The 19,100-nt window shown below is 64.2% G+C and carries 14 protein-coding genes; 7 read left to right on the top strand and 7 right to left on the bottom strand.

Features of this window, described 5'->3' with window-relative positions; translation table 11 throughout:
* Positions 1–71: 71 nt before the first annotated feature.
* The gene (locus tag H6A21_RS04160) at positions 72–926 is read right to left on the bottom strand and encodes an AraC family transcriptional regulator (protein ID WP_204560566.1); all 855 of its coding nucleotides are present in this window, start codon (positions 924–926) and stop codon (positions 72–74) included.
* 418 nt (positions 927–1,344) lie between these two features.
* On the opposite strand from H6A21_RS04160, the gene H6A21_RS04155 reads away from it, so the two are divergent.
* The 5 genes from H6A21_RS04155 (at position 1,345) to H6A21_RS04135 (ending at position 7,854) form a co-directional block, all read left to right on the top strand.
* Positions 1,345–2,460 (top strand): ABC transporter ATP-binding protein, encoded by a 1,116-nt coding sequence (locus tag H6A21_RS04155; RefSeq protein WP_204560564.1) that lies wholly within the window; start codon positions 1,345–1,347, stop codon positions 2,458–2,460.
* 21 nt (positions 2,461–2,481) lie between these two features.
* Positions 2,482–3,768, top strand: coding sequence for an ABC transporter substrate-binding protein (locus H6A21_RS04150; protein ID WP_204560563.1), 1,287 nt, complete (start codon positions 2,482–2,484; stop codon positions 3,766–3,768).
* Positions 3,769–3,780: 12 nt separating this feature from the next.
* The gene (locus H6A21_RS04145; protein ID WP_204560561.1) at positions 3,781–4,644 is read left to right on the top strand and encodes a carbohydrate ABC transporter permease; all 864 of its coding nucleotides are present in this window, start codon (positions 3,781–3,783) and stop codon (positions 4,642–4,644) included.
* On the top strand, positions 4,644–5,489 hold the full coding sequence (locus H6A21_RS04140) for a carbohydrate ABC transporter permease (protein ID WP_204560559.1): 846 nt from the start codon (positions 4,644–4,646) through the stop codon (positions 5,487–5,489). The genes H6A21_RS04145 and H6A21_RS04140 overlap by 1 nt, the downstream gene beginning before the upstream one ends.
* A 235-nt stretch (positions 5,490–5,724) precedes the next feature.
* Positions 5,725–7,854: an alpha-galactosidase gene (locus H6A21_RS04135; RefSeq protein ID WP_239462649.1), complete on the top strand. Its 2,130-nt coding sequence runs from the start codon at positions 5,725–5,727 to the stop codon at positions 7,852–7,854.
* 150 nt (positions 7,855–8,004) lie between these two features.
* Here H6A21_RS04135 and H6A21_RS04130 read toward each other — a convergent pair whose 3' ends face one another.
* Both H6A21_RS04130 and H6A21_RS04125 read right to left on the bottom strand, forming a co-directional pair.
* Positions 8,005–9,675 carry a UDP-glucose--hexose-1-phosphate uridylyltransferase gene (locus tag H6A21_RS04130; protein WP_204560555.1) on the bottom strand — a complete coding sequence of 557 codons (1,671 nt, stop codon included), beginning with the start codon at positions 9,673–9,675 and terminating at the stop codon, positions 8,005–8,007.
* Positions 9,666–10,850, bottom strand: coding sequence for a galactokinase (locus H6A21_RS04125; RefSeq protein ID WP_204560553.1), 1,185 nt, complete (start codon positions 10,848–10,850; stop codon positions 9,666–9,668). Before H6A21_RS04125 ends, H6A21_RS04130 begins: the two co-directional genes overlap by 10 nt.
* A 371-nt stretch (positions 10,851–11,221) precedes the next feature.
* Between H6A21_RS04125 and H6A21_RS04120 the strand changes: the two genes are divergently transcribed.
* A complete protein-coding gene (locus H6A21_RS04120) occupies positions 11,222–12,001 on the top strand; it encodes a DeoR/GlpR family DNA-binding transcription regulator (protein ID WP_204560551.1) in 780 nt (259 codons plus the stop codon).
* Between the two features lie 332 nt (positions 12,002–12,333).
* On the opposite strand, the gene H6A21_RS04115 is transcribed toward H6A21_RS04120, so the two are convergent.
* The 3 genes from H6A21_RS04115 to brnQ form a co-directional block, all read right to left on the bottom strand.
* Positions 12,334–12,975: a metallophosphoesterase family protein gene (locus tag H6A21_RS04115; RefSeq protein ID WP_204560549.1), complete on the bottom strand. Its 642-nt coding sequence runs from the start codon at positions 12,973–12,975 to the stop codon at positions 12,334–12,336.
* Positions 12,972–14,933, bottom strand: coding sequence for a BMP family ABC transporter substrate-binding protein (locus tag H6A21_RS04110; protein ID WP_204560508.1), 1,962 nt, complete (start codon positions 14,931–14,933; stop codon positions 12,972–12,974). Before H6A21_RS04110 ends, H6A21_RS04115 begins: the two co-directional genes overlap by 4 nt.
* Before the next feature lie 234 nt (positions 14,934–15,167).
* Positions 15,168–16,484, bottom strand: coding sequence for a branched-chain amino acid transport system II carrier protein (brnQ, locus tag H6A21_RS04105; RefSeq protein WP_204560501.1), 1,317 nt, complete (start codon positions 16,482–16,484; stop codon positions 15,168–15,170).
* 310 nt (positions 16,485–16,794) lie between these two features.
* On the opposite strand from brnQ, the gene H6A21_RS04100 reads away from it, so the two are divergent.
* A complete protein-coding gene (locus tag H6A21_RS04100; protein WP_204560499.1) occupies positions 16,795–17,739 on the top strand; it encodes a hypothetical protein in 945 nt (314 codons plus the stop codon).
* 178 nt (positions 17,740–17,917) lie between these two features.
* On the opposite strand, the gene H6A21_RS04095 is transcribed toward H6A21_RS04100, so the two are convergent.
* Positions 17,918–18,874, bottom strand: coding sequence for an ROK family protein (locus H6A21_RS04095; protein ID WP_204560497.1), 957 nt, complete (start codon positions 18,872–18,874; stop codon positions 17,918–17,920).
* Between the last annotated feature and the right edge of the window lie 226 nt (positions 18,875–19,100).

The raw sequence follows: 19,100 nt of genomic DNA, 5'->3' as shown, positions 1-19,100 counted from the left end.
GCACGCGCGCGGGCGGGATGTCCTCATCGGGGACGGGGCAGTTTGGAGACATCCCTGCCGTACGGGATCTCCTACACCGTGGCGTTCTCGCGACGCCACTCGCGCGGGCACAGCCCAAAGGCGCTCTTGAACGCACGCGAGAAGTGGAGCTGGTTGGGATAGCCCACCGCGCGGCCCACCTCGCCCACCGACAGCGCCGTGAGCTTGAGCAGCTGTGCCGCCTTCGTCATGCGGAAGTCGATCAGGTACTGCTGGGGCGACTTGTCGGTCGCGTTCTTGAAGATCTTGCCAAAGTAGCTGCGGTTGAGGCCCGTCTGGCGCGCGATGTCCTCCACCGTGATGCCGTTTTGGTAGTTCTGCTCGATATAGGTCATGGCCTCGCGGATGTAGAGGTCCTGCAGCTTGCTCGTCGAGGCCGCATGCGGGGTCTCCACCGAGCGCAGCAGGCTGTCCAAGAACAGATAGGTGTGGCCGATGAGCTGAAACGCCGTATCGTTCTCATGGTCGACGAGGTAGCGCATCTCCTGCTCCATCGTCTCCCGCACATCGGTCTTCTCGGCGCGGTAGACCGGCGAGGACTCGGAGAGCCCGGCAAACGACAGGGACTCCTTCACCCTGATGCCGTCGAACTCCACCCAGATATATTCCCATGGGTCATCCATATCCGCATAGTAGGTGTTCACCTGGCCCGGGAAGATCATGAAACCCTCCCCTGCCTGCAGGTGATAGGTGGTCTGTTCTCCCGAAACGTCCGAGGAGACAAGCGTGCCGCCGCCCGAGATGATGTAGTGGAACAGGTAGTGGCTGCGGCGGAACGGGCCGAATGCGTGGCCCGGCGTGCAGACCTCGCGTCCGTACTGGTACGGCATCAAATCGATGTATTTGCCTCGTGAAAACGTGGACGAGACGATCTCGTGCATGGGCATTGCATCTGCCTTCCATAACCGGGTGAAATATTCCCTGGCTGCGCTACATCACGCAATTGGTTATATTACTGTATATTAGTTCATGCTGTTTTTCTCTCCTAGATATCTATATTTTATATCACTATGACTTGTTTATAGTTATTAGTGCAGGTAAGGGGCTATATTACCCATTACATGCGGAAATAGAAGAACTCCTCAAAAACCGCTTCCGGGTCATTTTGGACCGTTTGCCGAACGAAACTTCGTGTGGCAGCCAAAACACGAGGCGTTCTACCTGCTCAATCGCGAACAGAGCAAGCTTGTATATCGTAATGAAATCTCAAGCGCGCAAATTTGCAAACATAGTATTGAAGACGCAGTAAGAACTGCCTCTATGCGCAGTCAGGACGCATACGGGCACACAGGAAGGGGTTACGCAATGGCTGAGCTCTCTCTGGAACACGTAGGGAAGACATACCCGAACGGTTACGAGGGCGTCAAGGATTTCAACCTGGAGATCGCCGACAAGGAATTCGTCATCTTCGTCGGTCCCTCCGGCTGCGGAAAGTCCACGACGCTGCGTATGATCGCAGGCCTTGAGGACATCACGTCCGGCACGCTGAAGATCGACGGCCGCGTCGTGAACGACGTCGAGCCGAAGGACCGCGACATCGCGATGGTCTTCCAGAACTACGCGCTCTACCCGCACATGACCGTCTACGACAACATGGCTTTCCCGATGAAGCTGCGCAAGGCCAGCCCCGACGATATCGATCGCGCCGTGCGCGAGGCAGCGCGCATTCTCGACCTCGAGAAGCTGCTCGACCGCAAGCCCTCCGCGCTCTCCGGCGGCCAGCGCCAGCGCGTCGCCATGGGCCGCGCCATCTGCCGCAACCCCAAGGTCTACCTCATGGACGAGCCGCTGTCCAACCTCGACGCCAAGCTCCGCGTCCAGATGCGCGCCGAGATCTCTAAGCTCCATGACCGCCTGGGCGCCACCATCATCTACGTTACCCACGATCAGACCGAGGCCATGACGCTCGGCACCCGCATCGTCGTCATGAAGGACGGCGTCATGCAGCAGGTCGATTCGCCCTCGAAGCTCTACTCCGAGCCGTGCAACCTGTTCGTCGCCGGCTTCATCGGCAGCCCGCAGATGAACTTCATCGACGCCACCGTGGGCGAGTCCGCCGGCCACGTCACCCTCTCCTTCGGCAAGAACACCATCACCCTCGCGGACGACAAGGGCAAGGTCCTGGCGGACAAGGGCTATGTGGGCAAGGTCGTCGTCATGGGCATCCGCCCCGAAGACGTCGTCGACTCCAACGAGCATGCCGCCGGGCGCAACCTCTCCGAGCCCATCGAGGCGACGGTCACCGTCTACGAGCTGCTCGGTTCGGAGGCCATGATCTACGCCGACGTCGACGGCGGCTCTGTCTCCAGCCACGTGTCGTCCACCAACCCCGCACGCGTAGGGAGCCGCATCAAGGTCGCGTTCGACCTCGACAAGATCCACGTATTCGACAAGCAGTCCGAGCTGGCCATCGTTCACTAAGCGCGGAAGGAGGCTACACGCATGCTGAACAAACCCATTTCCCGCCGTGCGCTCCTGGGAGGAGCGGCTGCCGGAGCAGCAGGCCTGCTGTTCAGCGGCTGCACCACCGAGCGCGCAGACGGCAAAATCGAGGTTGAGATCGTCAGCTACAAGCAGGAGGCCGTGAGCATCTTCGAGCACCTCATGGAGGAGTTCAACGCGGCACACGATGACATCTACCTCAATATCCAGAGCCCGGCAGACGCCGTGACCGTCATGAAGACGCGCTTTGTGCGTGAGAACTACCCCGATGTCATCGGCATCGGCGGCGACGGTGACTACGCGAGCTTCACCGACTCCCAGATTCTCGCCGACGTCTCCGACTGCCCGACGCTCGACGACGTACAGGACGCCTACATCGACATCCTCGACAGCGTGACCTACGTACCCATGGAGGGCATCTACGGCGTGCCCTATGTAGCGAACGCCGCCGGCATGCTCTACAACAAGGATATGTTCGAGGAGCACGGTTGGATGATTCCCGAGACCTGGGACGAGCTGATCGCCTTGTTCAAGCAGATCCAGAGCGAAACGCCCGATATCTACCCCATCTACCTGGGCTACCTTGACACGTGGACCATCCTGTCGCCGTGGAACTCCATCACGGCGAATATGGTCCCGTCGGATCTCAATTACAAGGTGAACCTCGGCGAGGCCAAGTTCGCAGACTACTACCGCGAACCCGCCGAGCGCATGCTCGAGCTGCTGGACTACGCGGAGCCCGGCCCGTTCGCCTATGCCTATAACGACGCCTGCACCGCGTTCGCGCGCGGCCAGAGCGCCATGTACCCTTGCGGCTCGTTTGCCGTACCGCAGATCCTCTCGGTGAACCCCGATATGAACATCGGTATGTTCGCCATGCCCTCGGCGGAGCGCGCTGAGGACCGCGTGGTAGTCTCCGGTGTCGACCTGCAGTGGTGCGTCGCCGAGACCTGCGAGCACAAGGACGCCGTGTACGAGGTCATCAAGTTCCTGTCGCAAGCCGAAAACATCCAGACCTACATCGACGACCAGCGTGCCATCCCCTGCCTGAAGGGAGACTTCGAGCTCGATCCGTTGTTTGACGACATCCAGTCCTTCTTGGACGAGGGCCGCGTCCTCGACTACCTCGACCACTCCTATCCCTCCTCCATGGGTTGCGACGCGCAGGTCCAGACGATGCTTCTGAACAAGGACATCGACGCGTTCCTGGAGAAATGGGACACCGATTGGCAGCGCTACAACCGCAATGTCATCCGTAAGGTACAGGACAGCAAGGGTCAGCAGTAAGGAGGACGCGCTATGGCAAGTACGGCTGCAATCGGGTCGAATCGCCGCAAGACCTTCATGGCGATTCTGATTCCGGTTCTTGTGCTCTTCTGCGCATTCAATACGATCCCGCTCATCACGGGCTTTTTGTACAGCTTCACCGACTCGAAGGGCTACGGCGCCTTCAACATCGTCGGCATCCAGAACTACATCGACATGTTCAGCGATACCCGTATCCTGAACTCGTATCTGTTCACGTTCAAGGTGGCCATCGTCGCCACGCTCGGCACGAACGTCATCTCGCTCATGCTGGCCATCGGCCTTACGAGCAAGATCAAGTTCAAGAGCGCGCTGCGCGGCGTCTACTTCGTGCCCCGCATCCTGGGCGGCTTGGTCGTCGGCTACGTGTTCAGCTACTTCTTCACCTACATCGTGCCCGCCATCACCGGCACCGAGTCCATTCTCGCGAACCCCGACTGGGCGTGGGTGGCCATCGTGATCGTCGTGGTGTGGCAGGCCTGCGCGCAGACCACCATCATCTACATCACCGGCCTGTCCTCTGTGCCCGAGGACGTCTACGAGGCGGGCAGCCTCGACGGTGCCACCGGCTGGGACAAGTTCCGCTACATCACCTTCCCGCTCATCATGCCGAGCGTCACCACCAACATGGTGCTCGTGATGAAGGACATGCTGATGGTCTTCGACCAGATCGTCTCGATGACTTCCGGCGGCCCCGCCCAGTCCACCGAGTCCATCTCCTACCTCATCTACAACAACGGCCTGTCCGGCGGCCAGTTCGGCTACCAGTGCGCCAACGCGGTGATCTTCTTCATTCTCATCGCGGTGGTCTCCATCCTGCAGACCAAGTTCTTGAACAGTAAGGAGGAGCAGCTCTAATGGCTAAAGATAAAGTTAAAGAGCGGGTGAACTGGCCTATCACCATCCTGCTCATCATCGGCCTCATCACCATCATCTTCCCGCTGTACATGGCGGTCGTCATCGCCTTCAAGGACCCCTCCGAGATGACGAACGACATCGCCGGCATCCTGTCGCTGCCGAGCTCTTGGAGCCTCGACAACTTCATCGAGGCCATCCAGGTCACGGACTTCTTCAACTCCTTCTTGAATTCGTTGATCATCACCGTCGTGGCCGTCGTGGCGTCGATCCTCATCCATAGCCTCGCCGCCTACGCGATCGGCCGCAACATGGATCATAGCCGGATCTTCAAGGCGAGCTACTACTTCATCATCGCCGGCATGTACGTGCCCTTCGCGATCCTGATGATGCCGCTCGTCAAGCAGACCGCCGTCATGCACCTGGACAACATGTTCGGCGTCATGATCCTCTACATCGTCTTCTACATGCCGATGAACATGATGCTCTACACGGGCTACCTGCGTAACATCCCCATCGCGCTCGAAGAGGCCGCGCGCATGGACGGCGCCTCCACCTGGAGCACCTACTGGAAGGTCATCTTCCCGCTCATGAAGCCCATGCACGCCACCGTCGCTGTCATCACCGGCCTCGCCGTGTGGAACGACGTCATGACCCCGCTCGTCATCATGGGCGGCCAGGGCATCAACACGCTGCCGCTCGCCCAGATGAACTTCCAGACCGCGTTCTCCACGAACTACAACCTGGCGTTCGCCTCCTACCTGCTCGCCATGCTCCCGATGATCATCTTCTACATCATCGCGCAGAAGCAGATCATCGGCGGCGTCACGAACGGTGCCGTGAAGTAACGGTTATGCTGCCTGCATGTATCAAAATACGACATATGCACTGCTCATGTAGCTTGTAACCCCTTGCACTTGGGTCCCGGAGACGGGACCCAAGTGCCGTAAAATACCCCTGCTCGATGAGCGTAGTCGGGCGCGACCATTCCACCCAGCCAAGAAAAAGCGAGGTACGATGTCAATTCGCATTGACGACGCAACGCAAACCTTCACGCTGCATACGCGAAACACGACTTATCAGATGCACGTTGACGATTTCGGTTACCTGCTGCACCTGTACTACGGTACCCGCAGCGAGGGCACCATGGACTACCTGCCCACCTATGCGGACCGCAGCGGCTGCTGCTGCAGCCCGCATGAGGCCGGCACCCGCACGTATTCGCTCGATGTCCTGCCCCAGGAGTTTCCCTTCCAGGGCAACGGCGACCTGCGCAGCACCCTGCTGCAGGTGCGCGACGCGAACGGCACGTTCGGTTGCGACCTGCGCTATGTGCGCCACGAGGTGCGCGCCGGCAAGTACGGCCTGCCCGGCCTGCCCGCCTCCTACGCGGACGCGGATACGGACGGCGCCGAGACCCTTTCGGTCACGCTTGCCGACGAGCGCATCGGGCTTGAGGTCGAGCTGCTGTTCGGCGTCATCCCCGAGATCGACATCATCGCGCGCGCCGCGATCGTGAGAAACGCCGGCGACGGCCGCGTGACGGTCGAGAAGCTGCAGTCCGCCTGCCTCGACTTCGTCGCGGGCTCCTTCGACGTCATCACCTTCAACGGCCAGCACTGCATGGAGCGCAAGCCGAGCCGCCAGCACGTGCTGCCGGGCTCCTTCAGCGTCGGCAGCCGCCGCGGCCAGTCCTCGCACCAGTACAACCCGTTCATGATCCTGTGCGACCGCGATGCGACCGAGACCGCCGGCCGCGCCTGGTCTATGAGCTTCGTGTACAGCGGCAACTTCAAGGCCGAGGTCGAGCAGACCCAGTACCAGCAGATCCGCATGCAGATGGGCCTGTCCGACGAGCTTTTCAGCTACCCGCTCGAGCCGGGCGAGCAGCTGGTGGCCCCCGAGGTCATCATGACCTACTCCAATGAGGGCCTCGAGCACCTGTCGCACAACCTCCACCGCTGCATCCGCCGTCACGTGTGCCGCGGCCCCTGGCGCGACGCCCCGCGCCCCATCCTGGTCAACAGCTGGGAGGCCCACTACTTCAACTTCACCGGCGACGAGCTCGTGCGCCTCGCCGAGAAGGCGGCCGACCTCGGCATGGACATGCTCGTCATGGATGACGGCTGGTTCGGCGCGCGCGACGACGATTGCCGGTCGCTCGGCGACTGGACCGTCAACGAGGAGAAGCTCGGCGGCACCTTGGCGCAGCTCATCGAGCGCGTCAACGCCACGGGCGTGAAGTTCGGCATCTGGGTCGAACCCGAGATGGTCAACGAGAACAGCGACCTGTTCCGCGCGCACCCCGACTGGGCGCTCGCGATCCCGGGCAAGCAGCCCGCACTCGGCCGCGACCAGCTCGTGCTCGACTTCTCCCGCAAAGAGGTGCGCGACAACCTCTTCGATCAGCTGTGCCGCGTGCTCGACCAGGGCAACATCGAGTACCTGAAGTGGGATTTCAACCGCAGCATGATCGACATCTACTCGCACGCCACCGTCGACCAGGGTCGCGTCATCTACGACTACTACCTCGGCCTGTACGATGTGCTCGAGCGCCTGGTGCAGCGCTATCCGAACCTGCTGATCGAGGGTTGCGCTGCGGGCGGCGGCCGCTTCGACGCCGGCTGGTTCCATTACGCGCCGCAGTTCTGGACGAGCGACAACACCGACGGCCATGATCGCATGACCATCCAGTACGGCTCGTCGTTCGGCTATCCCTGCTCCGTCATGGGTGCCCACGTCTCCGCCTGCCCGAACGAGGTCAACGGCCGCACCGTGTCGCTGTCCGCCCGCGGCCTCATCGCCATGTCCGGCGGCGGCTTCGGCTACGAGCTCGACCTGCTCGAGCTCAACGACCGCGCCTGCGAGATCATCCGCGAGCAGATCAAGCGCTACCGCTCCATCGAGGGCCTGATGCGCGAGGGCCTCTACTACCGCCTGACCGATCCCATGAGCGACGACGTCTACGCCTGGGAGTTCATGGCGGAAGACGGCTCCGAGGCCATCGTGAACGCCGTCGTCGCGAAGGCGGAGGGCTACGGCGAGGCCCGTTATGTGGTGCCGCGCGGTCTCACGCGGGACGCCTTCTACCGCGAGGTCGCCTCTGACCGCGTCTATCCGGCAAACGCGCTCATGGATATGGGCCTGCCGCTGCCGGTGAGCTCCGCGCTCTACATGAGCCGCAGCTACCACTTCGTGCGCGTGGACGAGTAGCCTTGCACGGGTAAGCGTTTTCGTAGCACCGATATACACGCCAGAGGGGGCGATGCACGAGCTGCATCGCCCCCTTCTCATGAGATGGCCCCGAAAAACAAATGCCCCGACACCTGCCTTGAGGTGCCGGGGCATTGGGCTGGCCGCAGCCTAGAGGACAGCCAGGAAGCGGTCTTGCGCCGCGCGGCCGGATTCGTTCCACTTGAACACGCCGGCATCGGCGAGCACATGGCCGAAGACATCGCTCACGCCGTCGCGGATGACCTGCTCGGCCGTCTCCTCGGTAATGTCGGGATTGGCAGCCGCAAGCTCAAGCGCCCAGGCGGCATGGGAGGCGGACAGCGGGTCGGCAGCAAGCTCGTCCGCGAGCGCCGTCGTGTCGGCATCCCCTGCGTGCGCCAGCAGGTGCCCCTTGACCGCAGCGAGCTCCTCAACCAGGCGCGCCGGCAGGATGGCGAGACCCATGACCTCGATAAGGCCGATGTTCTCCTTCTTGATGTGGTGCCACTCCGCATGCGGGTGGAACACGCCGAGCGGGTGCTCGTCGGTCGCGATGTTGCAGCGCAGCGCGAGATAGAGCACGTACTCGTTGCCCTCCTTGCACGCAACGGGCGTGATGGTATTGTGGGCGACAGCCACACCGTCCTCCACCGTCTCGGCGATGACGCCCGCCTCCTCGTCCGTGTAGCCACGCCAGACGTCGAGCACATGCGCAGCGGCGTCGAGCAAGCGCTCGCGGTCGGTTGCGCGCAGGCGCAGCACGCTCATGGGCCAGCGCACGACCTCGCAGGAGACATCGTCGAAGCCCGCGATCTCGAACGTCTTCGCCGCCGGCGCCTTCATCATCGGGAACACGTGCCGTCCGCCCTGGAAGTGATCGTGCGACAGGATGGAGCCGCCCACGATGGGCAGGTCGGCATTAGAGCCGATGAAGTAATGGCCGAACAGGTCGACGAAATCGAGCAGGCGGCTCATGTTCTCGCGGTCGACGTGCATAAGACGGTGCTCAGCGCTCATGGCGATGCAGTGCTCGTTGAAGTAGGCGTACGGGCTGTACTGCAGACCCCAGTGCTCGCCGCCCAGCGTGATGGGCAGGATGCGGAGGCTCTGGCGCGCCGGGTGCGCACCGTGGGGAGCGCCCGCGCCGCGGCCCGGATAGCCCTCATTCTCCATGCAGAGCTGGCAGGCCGGGTACACGTCGCCGGTGTCCTTGGCGGCCCCAGCGGCGGCGATGGCCTTCGGGTCCTTCTCCGGCTTGGAAAGGTTGATGGTGATCTCCAACTCGCCCCACTCGGTCGGAGAGGTCCAGGCGATGTTTCTCGCGATGGCGGCCTTGCGCACGTAGCGGCTGTCGCAGCTCATCTTGTAGAACCAGTCGGTCGCCGCCTTGGCGCCGAAGGAGCGGTACAGCGCGGCGAAGGCGCGCTCAACCTCGGAGGGCCTGGGCATCAAGATATTCATGACGTGCGTGGCCACGCGGTCGACGCCCGACGGGGTGTCCTCCTCCATCCCGTTGGCCACGCCGGCCTCCGCGATGCGGGTGACGGTCCCCTCGAGGTCGAATTCGTCGTCGCCCGTGGCCACGGCAGGCACCGGCGCCTCGCCGGTGAGGTCCGACGTGGGCGAGGTGGCGTAGGCGGCATCGAGGTACACCTGCACATGCGGGGCCGCGGGACCGGTGGCGCCGACGGCCTCCAGCACGGTGTTGTGCGCCCACATGGCATCGGCCGGGGCAACCAGACCGCAGCGAACCGCGTAGCGGACGAGCGCTTCGATATCGGCGGCGAGATCGGAGGCGCTATAGGTCTTCTCTACAGCCATGCCGCATACGCCCCCTCAGAAGCGATGCGGTAGGTGCGGCAGTTGCCCTCACCCAGCCAGCCGTCCATGCCGCGCACGAACGCGTCGACCTTGTCGAGCGGCACGAAGGCCTGGATAGAGCCGCCGAAGCCGCCGCCGTGGATGCGGACGGCACCGTCGTCGCCCAGCAGGCGCTCGGCGAGCGCCAGGGCCACCATGGCGGGCTGGTCATTGCCGCCGCACGAGACGTTTTGCAGGTACATGCCCGAACTCGCGCCGGAGCGACGCGTCAAGTCGAGGAACGTGTCGATATCGCCCGCGCACAGGGCGTCCCAGCGCTCGACGACGAGGCGGTTCTCGATGTAGTAATGCAGGGCGCGCAGCACCGGGCGGTCGCCCAGCTTTTCGCGCAGCTCCACCACGCGCTCGTCGAACTGCTCGACGGGCACCTCGCACAGGCGGGTCTTGCCGAACTCAGCGGCCACGGCCTGCATCTCGCCGGGCACGGCGGCGTAGTCGGCGGTGCTCACACTGTGGTCGGTGCCCATGTAGGCCAGGCACAGCGCATATCCCTTGTCGGCGAAGTCGAAATCGAGTTTCTCGGACACGGGGTTCTCGGGATCCTCGAAATTGATGTGGGCGATGCCGCCGAGCGCCTCGGACAGCTGGTCCATCAGGCCGCAGGGCTTGCCGAAGTAGACGTTCTCGGCGCGCTGGGCGGCCTGCGCCATCGCGGTGGGGCTCACCGGGTCGCCGGGCCACAGCGTCTCCATGACGCGGCCGACGGCGAGCTCGAGCGCCGCCGAGGACGAAAGGCCGCTGCCACCGGGGATGTCGCTCGTCATCAGGAGGTCGAAACCCTGGACCTCACGGCCGGTCGCGGCGAGGTCGGCCGCCATACCGCGCACCAGGCCGGCCGTGCTGACATGCTCGTCCTCGCGCGCGGAGAGGTCGGAAAGGTCGATCTCGAAGGGTTCGTAGCCGGCGCTCACCACGCGGGCGCACATGGTGCCGTTGAGCGCTGCCACACCCTCGATCGACACGTCGAGGGCACCGGCGACCACATGGCCTCCCTCATGATCGGTATGGTTGCCGGCGATCTCGCTGCGCGCCGGCGCGTGGACGTGCGCGAGGTCGTGCCCTCCCCCGAACTGCTCGGAGAAGCGATCGACAAGTTCAGATACTGCCGTGCCCATGGAATCTCCTCTCGTGATATCCGACGGCGGGCATGCGGCACATCCCGCCGCCGCACCTTCAGTCCCCTTCCGTTTATGTTTGAGACTGTAAGAGTTTGATAGGTTCACGATGACTGTACCATATCTGCGAGGGACCGGTCGCCTGCTGTCGGCAAGCGTTGCCACATCGCGTGCATATCACCTGGCAATATGGATATTCAGTACCTTATACCTGCACTTATATATCATTTTGAGAGAAGGGTCCGGAGCCTCTTCCCCACCGTGCGCGCACCTCCAGGTGAACGGTCGGCCCCGCGGGTTGAACGGCTCAATATCACAAATAACTTGCGCTAGTTTGTTCGATTGTGTTCAATAGGTGCAAGGAGGTTCCCATGCTCAAAGCAGAACGGCAAGAACAGATCGTTTCCCGCCTCATGGCGAACGGCACCGCGACGGTCAGCGCCATCGCGACAGCGCTCGACGTCTCGGAGATGACCATCAGGCGCGACCTCGAGGAGCTCTCCGAGCGCGGCATCATCGAGCGCGTCTACGGAGGAGCCCGCATCCCGTCAACCCTGAAGGAGTCCTACTCCGCCGGCGGCATCCCGCTGCCGCGCGAGTACAGCCATCTCGAGAAGCGCCGCCTGCACACGCAGGCCAAGCAGCAGATCGCCCAGCGCGCCGCGCGCCTGATCGAGCCGGGAGACACGGTCTTTCTCGGCGCCGGCACCACCGTCGAGACCATGGTCGACTACCTCCCCCACGGCAACCTGCGCATCATCACGAACAGCCTTTCCGTGTTCAAGCTGCTCGAGAACAACGATCAATGCGAGCTCTACCTCGTCGGCGGGCTCTTCCGCCATCAGACCAGCTGCTTTGTGGGAAGCATGGCCGAGGACGCCGTCGCGCCGCTCGGCATCGACAAGGCGTTCATCGGCGCGAACGGCGTCGCAAACGGCGATCTGTTCACCTACAACATGGACGAGGGCAGGATCCAGCGCCTCGTGTTCGACAAGGCGCGCGAGCGCTACGCCGTGTGCGATACCAGCAAAATCGGACGCTGCGACTTCTACGCGTTCTACCATCTGGCGGACCTTGCGGCGCTCATCTGCGACGATGCGCTCGACGAGGCGCGGCGCGAAGATATCACCCAGTTCTGCCCCGTCCTGTAGACGGGCGGAACAGCGCGGCACTTCCCGTATGAAGTAACTGGGTCCGAGGCAGACCAGCTTTCTCTTTGCCCCACCCGCGTCGGCGGTCGATAGACGCCGCTGCGTTGCTCCCCATTTCCACTATTAGGCGGCTGTCAGCCGAACCCCGTCCGCAAGCCATCTCCTCGACGCGCAAAACCCCTGTTGGAAGCCGTGAGCCCGGGCATCGATTTTGCATGTCCGCGTTTCGGTAACCTAATACCGTCAATACGGAGCAGCCGGCGGGCGCAAACCCTCCGCGCGAGGTCGGTCCCGGACACATGGGGCAGGCGACGCCGGCGCAGATCCAGCTTTTACGCGACGGAGGGAATCAGAAGCGGCTCGCGCTCGCGGATGAGCTCATCGGGATAGTCGAACATATAGGCCCCGCAGGCGTTCACGATCGTCGTGCCGCACGGGTGCTCGAGCGTGCGCGCGACGCGCCCGTACTCCCGATGGATGTGCCCGTGCAAAAAGAACGTGGGCTTCAGCTTGTCCACGTAGTAGTCGAACGCCTCGAACCCCTGGTGCGGCAAGTCGTCCATATCCCCATAGCCGCGTATCGGCGCGTGCGCGACTACGATGTCCACGCCGCCCGTGGCACGCGCGAGCAGGGCGAGCCTGCCCACGCGCGAGCGCATCTGCTTCTCGGTGAAGCCGAAGACGCGGTCGTTGTACTTCACCGAGCCGCCGACACCCATGATGCGGATGCCGCGGAAGTCGCGCAGCTGCCCCTCGATGGAGTAGCAGCCCTGGGGCGGATGCTCCATGTAGGCCATGTCGTGGTTGCCCCACACGTAGACAAGCGGCACGTTCGCCAGGGTCTCGATGTGCTCAAGGTAGCTCGCCGGCAGATCGCCGCACGAGATGATGAGCTCGACCCCCTCCATGCGCTCACGGTCGTAGTAGTCGGTCAGCCAGGCCTCTTCGACATCGGCAATGGCCAGTATCTTCATCGCTTCGCCTCTCGGTGAGCCGCGACCACCGGGTCGAGGGGAATGACGCCCGAAACGCTCACCTCGTCGAGCGCGCGGTCGGACAGTTCCCGCTCCTCCGGCAGACGGCCCACGACGTTCTCGTTGAGCCATGACATGCGGGCGATCTCATTGCTCGGCAGCCTATCGGACCCCGCGGGCTGCACGATGCCGATCTGGCTTTTCAGCTCGCCTGCAAACGGGCGCATCTGCCCGCTTTGCACCGCCTGCTTGAACACCTCGACCAGCACGCGCTGACGGAACGGCACGACGTCCTCGACATGAATGTCCATCACGCCGGAGGAAAGGCCCCACCAGTAGTTCAGGGCCTTGTCGCGCCGCATATCGGCCTCGTGGCGCCACGAGTTGTCGCGAATGGACTGGACGATGCGCTCGTAATAGCGCCCCCAATCCCACACGGGCTCGCCCAGATGGACCTCGGTGCCGTCGTGCTCCACGAGGTAGAGCCCCCAGGGCTCCTCCGGATGACGCAGGTCGGGCACATCGCGGGCGCAGATGACGCGCACGTCGGTCTCCGCCAGCTCGCGACGCCAGTCGTAGTCCTTCGATGCATACCACTTGAGGAAGACCGTCGCATGCGGATCGACGGTCTGCACCCCGATGGCGAACGCGTTGATGCTCGCAACCGTGCCGTAGACCGGCGCATCGGCGACGTATCCCACGCGGTGGTTGCACGACAGGCTCGCCGCGAGCACGCCCAGCAGGTATTTCGCCTCGTAGGTGCGCGTGCCGAACGTACGCACCGCGCTGTGGGAGAGGCTCACCGAGCAGTTGAGCACCTTCAGATGCGGGTACCTGACCGCAGCGCGCAGGGCCTGCGGCATCTGGGTCGGCACGTTCGTCACGACCAGATCGCAATGGTCGGCCACCGCTTTGTCGATGGCGCGGTCGAACGCCTCGTCGGATTTGCAGTCGGTATAGACCGTGGTCTCGACCGTGCCGTGCGAGGCGCGCTCCAGCTCCCGGCGGCCCTTATCGTGCGCGGCCGCCCAGCCTGAAGTCGTCGGATCCAGCTCGTAGATGAAGGCGATGTGCATCGGCTTGGCCAGCAGCGCCCGCTGGGCCAGGCCCTTCAGGTCCGAGATGAGCGAGCTGCGAGCGGGTTCGCTCGGACTCTCCAGATAGGCGATGGACTCACCGTTCGACTTGACGCGCAGCTCGCCCCAGATGCGACCGAGGCGGTCGGCGATCTCGGTCGGCGAGCCGCACATGGCGAGCTCGTAACCGTAGACCTTCAGGTACACCAAAAACGCGTCGCCCGCGGTCATGTCCAAGCGGTCGCCGTCCCGGCGCGCGAACGCCTCGGCGAAGCTCGAGAACACCGAGCGCAGCGTCTTCACGTCGTCCTCGGGCCAGATGGTGTCGAGGTCGTGGCCGGCGAACACGGCGAGCCGCTCGTAGGATCCCTCTTCGGAAAAGACGATGCCGTAGATGGGCGCCACGCGCCAGAAGCGCAGGAAATCCTGGTAGATGCGCGATTCCTTCGAATCCGACGGCATGGGGAGCACGCGTGTCACGTTCGCCATGATGGTGGGCATGTTGAGGTAGCGCATCACCGAGACGCGCTTGTTGCCCTCCTGCACGTAGAAGCGCTGCAGGTACTCGTAGACGATGATGGACTCATGCAGCCCCTCTTTGCGCTGCGAATCGATCAGCGCACTCCACTTGGTGGCGAACTCCGAGTTGTCCTCGAGCAGCGGCATGAACTCGCGCGAGAAGGAGTTCTGGCGGCCGCGCGTACGCGTGCCCGCGATGAGCGACATGTCGATTTCCATCTCGCCGATGGGGACCTCGCCCTGATAGCCTCTGTCGCTCAGGATGTCGCCCAGGGCGACGGGATAGGGGTAGCGCCCCGCAGCGATATCGGTCTGGACCTGCCTGACACCGATCTTGTGTGCCTTGCGGTAATCGTCGATCATGCGCCCCACCTCTCCACATCGGCTCCGATACCCATCGGAAACTGCCCCCATTATCCATCCCGTGCATCAGGTGGGAAGGGGTCTGTCGGTACAAGGCAGAACTTGTTCGCATCTCATATCATATTGCGAGATGCATATGGAAAAATCGATGCCTTCTCGGTGGCAGTATGCACGGCCACCAGTTCGCGACGCGCACCTCCCCGGAGGAAGAGCGCGCCGCGAGGAACATGAGGCCTATGCCGCAGCGCGCGCGTTCAGAGAGCGCGATACGAGATAGGAGATGAGGGCAGCGCACAGCGCCGGCACGACCCAAGCCAGATCCAACCCTGCGAGAGGCAGCGCATCGATGGGCAGCCACAGCGTGGGCGCGAACGCGGCGCGCAGCGCATCGGACACGCTCACTACCGCGGTAACCGCGACGACCGAGGGCCACATCAGACGGTAGCGGTCGCTGAGGCCGTGGGCGAGACCCATCAGCACGAGCACGATGGCCACCGGATACATCGCGCCGAGCAGCGGCACCGAGAAGGCCAGGATCGTATCGAGCCCGAAGTTCGACAGCACGCAGGAGAACACCGCGAAGGCCACGGCGCAGGCACGGTAGGAGACACGGGGCAGCTCGTCGGCGAAATACGTACCGCAGCAGCTGATAAGCCCCGTGCAGACGTTCAGGCAGGCGAGCAGAAAGATCGCCGCGACCACGACGGTGCCCACGGTGCCGAAATGCGCCGTCGCCGATGCCGTCAGGATCGCCGCGCCGTTCGTGGCGTCGGGCGCGATGGTGCGCGCGCCCACGCCCACGAAGGCCAGTCCACAGTAGATGAGCGCCATGAGAACGCCCGCCACGACACCGGCGCGCGAGATCTCGCGCGTGAGCCCGGCGGGGTCGGTAACGCCCATCTCACGGATGTTCGTGGCGATGACCAGGCCGAACGTGAGCGAGGCAAGCAGATCCATTGTCTGATAGCCCACAAGGAAGCCCTGGACGGCGGCACCATCGGTATAGGGCGCCACTGCCGGTCCCACCTCGGGCACCGGCGAGAGCAGCGCGGCACCCGTCACCGCGACGATCAAGGCGATGAGCGCCGGGCCGGTGATGCGCCCGAGCAGGTTGGTCAGGCGCCCCGGATGCATGGCCAGCACGTAGGCGACAGCGAAGAACGCAACGGAGAACACGATGCTCGCCGTCTCAATCGGTATGTGTGCGGGCAGCAAGGGAGCAAGCATCTCGAACGCGGTCGACGAGGTGCGCGGGATGGCCAGGCACGGGCCGATCGCCAGGTACACCGCCGCGACGAAAATCCGCGCGAACAGCGGGTGGACGCGCGCGGCGAGGTCGCGCACCGTGCCCGCCAGCGCCACGACGACGATGCCGAGCACGGGCAGGCCGATGGCCGCCACAAGAAAGCCGAGCGCGGCGGGAACGGTCGCCTCGCCCGCTTGGAAACCGAGCAGCGGGGGCAAGATCAGGTTTCCCGCACCGAAGAACATGGAGAAGAGCGTCACGCCGACAAGAGCAGACTGACGCGCCGAAAGGTTCTGCTGAGCCATATCCCACCAACCATCGTTGCCGACAAAGACCCGGCACGCGTCGGCGCGCCGGGTCTCGAAACAGCATACTGCATTTTCGACACGCCCACGCCCGGACGGATCGCCGCGCGCATCGCGCTCGCGATCCACCGCCTCTCCGACCCATGGTGCCGAACCCGCCGACACGCCCTTCCCGAGCAGCGCACCCATCGAGCGGGATGCGCGCAAAACGGGTAGAAACCGAACGACCGGACACGCAGTCGACCGGGCGCCCGCCCCGCCCTTGCCACCCCGGGGCACCTTCGTCGGCATTGGAGAAAGCAGGTTGGCAATGGCATGCTTGATGGATATGTGCACGCTGCACCTCGGCGCCCCCGAGTCCCATCCGTACGAGAACGAAGATGCCTATCGGGAGGCGATCTTCCAGGCCACCGACCTCGTACGCGCGGCGGATGCCATCGTGGTGGGCATCGGGTCGGGCATGTCGAGCGCCTGCGGGTATGACTTCTACCAGCGCACCGATGAGTTCGACAACCGCTTCGCCCGCTTCGAGCGGGTCCACGGCATCCGAAACCTCATGGAGGGCTTCTACCACGCCTACGCCACCAACGAGGAGCGCTGGGCATATCTTGCCGAGTACATCACCTACCTCGAGGACTGTCCGGTGGGCCAGGCGTATCAGGCGTTGCGCGAGCTTCTCGCGGACAAGCCGCACACCATCCTCACCACCAATGTCGACGGCCAGGTACGCCGCGCGTTTCCCACGCAGAGCACATGGCTTTTCCAAGGGGACTTCGGCTACCTGCAATGCGCACAGCCCTGCTGCGACGAGCTCACCTACGCGCTGCCGGCGATGCGCGCCATCTGCGACGCCGTGGGGCCAGAGGGTCTTGCCGCCCCGTCCGACCTGCTGCCGCGCTGCCCGCATTGCGGCTGGCTGCAGGTACCGTGGGTGCGCGATGACACCTTCTGCGAACAGGGACGATGGCAGCAGGAGAAGCAGCGCTACGAGCGCTTCGTGAGCGAGGCGATCGCCGGTGCGGACCGCGTGCTCTTCATGGAGCTCGGCGTGGGCGGTATGACGCCGAGCATCATCGAGATCCCGTTCTGGCGTATGGTCGCAGGCAACGAGAACGCGTTCTACCTGCGCATCAACAAGGGCAAGGCAGGCGAGCCGCAACAGCTCGAGGGCAGGTCGCTCACCGTGACGGCCGACCTCGCCGACGCGCTCGGCCACATGGCGCACCGCGACGCGGCATGCGGGCAGAACCGCTGAGTACAACCGCGCGCCGCACCTGTCTCAGATAGCGCCAGGGGCGGGCGATCCCACACAGGACCGCCCGCCCCCACTTCGATGTACTCAATCGACTTCAGCGGACCTTGCCGCTCTTGCACGGCATGTTAAGGCCTCAGGTGCATCTCCGCACCCGATGGCCCCGCGCGCCTGGCCGCAGCTACGCCTCGGCAGCACGCAGCGCCATGTAGGCGGCGCCGAAGATGCCGGCGTCGTTGCCGAGCGAGGCGATCTCGATCGGCGTGTCGGCGCACACGCTAATGGCGTAGCGACGATAGGCGGCGTACAGCTCGTCGAGGTACTGGCTGGCGGAATTTGACACGCCGCCGCCGAGCACGAAGACCTCGGGGTCGACGACCGCCGCGATGACGGACAGCGCACGGCCCAGATACTCGCACATGGTCGACACGGCGGCACCGGCGGCCTCGTCGCCCGCCGCATACGCCTCGAAGACCGCACGCGAATCGCTCGGGCCCGACAGCTCGACCGGGTCCGCCCCGCGCTTCGCGCACTCGTCGCGATAGCTGGTCACGATGCCGGTCGCGGAGGCGTACTGCTCGAGATGCCCCCTGCCGCCGCATCCGCACGTGCGCTCCTCGTCGGGGTTCATGCACAGATGGCCGATCTCGCCCGCAGCGCCCACGAAGCCCTCGACGACATCGCCGCCCACGACCACGCCGCCGCCGACACCGGTGCCGAGGGTCACCATGACCATGCTCTGCTTGCCGCGTGCGGTACCGCGCCACAGCTCGCCCATCGCCGCCGCGTTGGCATCGTTGCCGAACTTGATGGCGGCATGCGGGCAGCGGGTCTCCAGCGCGCGCATGAGGCCGGGTGCATTCAGCTGGATGTTCGCCTGCAGGCGGATCTCGCCGTCGGCGGGGACCGGGCAGGGGACAGCAAGACCGATGCCGTACACGTCCTCGACCGTGGCATTCGCCTGGCCCACGAGCTCGTCGATGCCGGAGCAGACGGCATCGTAGCCCGTCCCGTCGATCAGCGGCGGCGTCGGCACGCTCGCGCGGGCGATCAGCGCACCCTCCTCGGTGAACAGGCCCTCCTTGACGGATGTCCCGCCCACATCGAGGCCCACGAACAGCTTGACGGTCTCTGCCATGGCGATGGCTCCTTTCAATCCCTTGCTTCATGTACGCCGCACGCACCCGGGCGCGCCGCGCTTTCGCCCTATGGTACCGCGTGTATCGCACCCGCGAAGCCGCGCCTTCGGGTAAATCGGGCACCGCCCCTGTCCCCGCCGCGCGCGGCGGGACTCGGCGGGCCGTGTTTGAAAAACCTTGTCCGGACCGGCCGTGCGCCATCGGAAAGCCCCGATGGCGCACGGC

The organism is Collinsella tanakaei (genome assembly GCF_016902615.1).
Classification (GTDB): domain Bacteria; phylum Actinomycetota; class Coriobacteriia; order Coriobacteriales; family Coriobacteriaceae; genus Collinsella; species Collinsella tanakaei_A.
This window is presented reverse-complemented; position numbering and strand designations above follow the sequence as displayed.

Coding starts and splice junctions, on each gene's coding strand:
- H6A21_RS04160 (WP_204560566.1), bottom strand. CDS start 926: ATGCCCATGCACGAGATCGTCTCGTCCACGTTTTCACGAGGCAAATAC.
- H6A21_RS04155 (WP_204560564.1), top strand. CDS start 1,345: ATGGCTGAGCTCTCTCTGGAACACGTAGGGAAGACATACCCGAACGGT.
- H6A21_RS04150 (WP_204560563.1), top strand. CDS start 2,482: ATGCTGAACAAACCCATTTCCCGCCGTGCGCTCCTGGGAGGAGCGGCT.
- H6A21_RS04145 (WP_204560561.1), top strand. CDS start 3,781: ATGGCAAGTACGGCTGCAATCGGGTCGAATCGCCGCAAGACCTTCATG.
- H6A21_RS04140 (WP_204560559.1), top strand. CDS start 4,644: ATGGCTAAAGATAAAGTTAAAGAGCGGGTGAACTGGCCTATCACCATC.
- H6A21_RS04135 (WP_239462649.1), top strand. CDS start 5,725: ATGCACGTTGACGATTTCGGTTACCTGCTGCACCTGTACTACGGTACC.
- H6A21_RS04130 (WP_204560555.1), bottom strand. CDS start 9,675: ATGGCTGTAGAGAAGACCTATAGCGCCTCCGATCTCGCCGCCGATATC.
- H6A21_RS04125 (WP_204560553.1), bottom strand. CDS start 10,850: ATGGGCACGGCAGTATCTGAACTTGTCGATCGCTTCTCCGAGCAGTTC.
- H6A21_RS04120 (WP_204560551.1), top strand. CDS start 11,222: ATGCTCAAAGCAGAACGGCAAGAACAGATCGTTTCCCGCCTCATGGCG.
- H6A21_RS04115 (WP_204560549.1), bottom strand. CDS start 12,975: ATGAAGATACTGGCCATTGCCGATGTCGAAGAGGCCTGGCTGACCGAC.
- H6A21_RS04110 (WP_204560508.1), bottom strand. CDS start 14,933: ATGATCGACGATTACCGCAAGGCACACAAGATCGGTGTCAGGCAGGTC.
- brnQ (WP_204560501.1), bottom strand. CDS start 16,484: ATGGCTCAGCAGAACCTTTCGGCGCGTCAGTCTGCTCTTGTCGGCGTG.
- H6A21_RS04100 (WP_204560499.1), top strand. CDS start 16,795: ATGGCATGCTTGATGGATATGTGCACGCTGCACCTCGGCGCCCCCGAG.
- H6A21_RS04095 (WP_204560497.1), bottom strand. CDS start 18,874: ATGGCAGAGACCGTCAAGCTGTTCGTGGGCCTCGATGTGGGCGGGACA.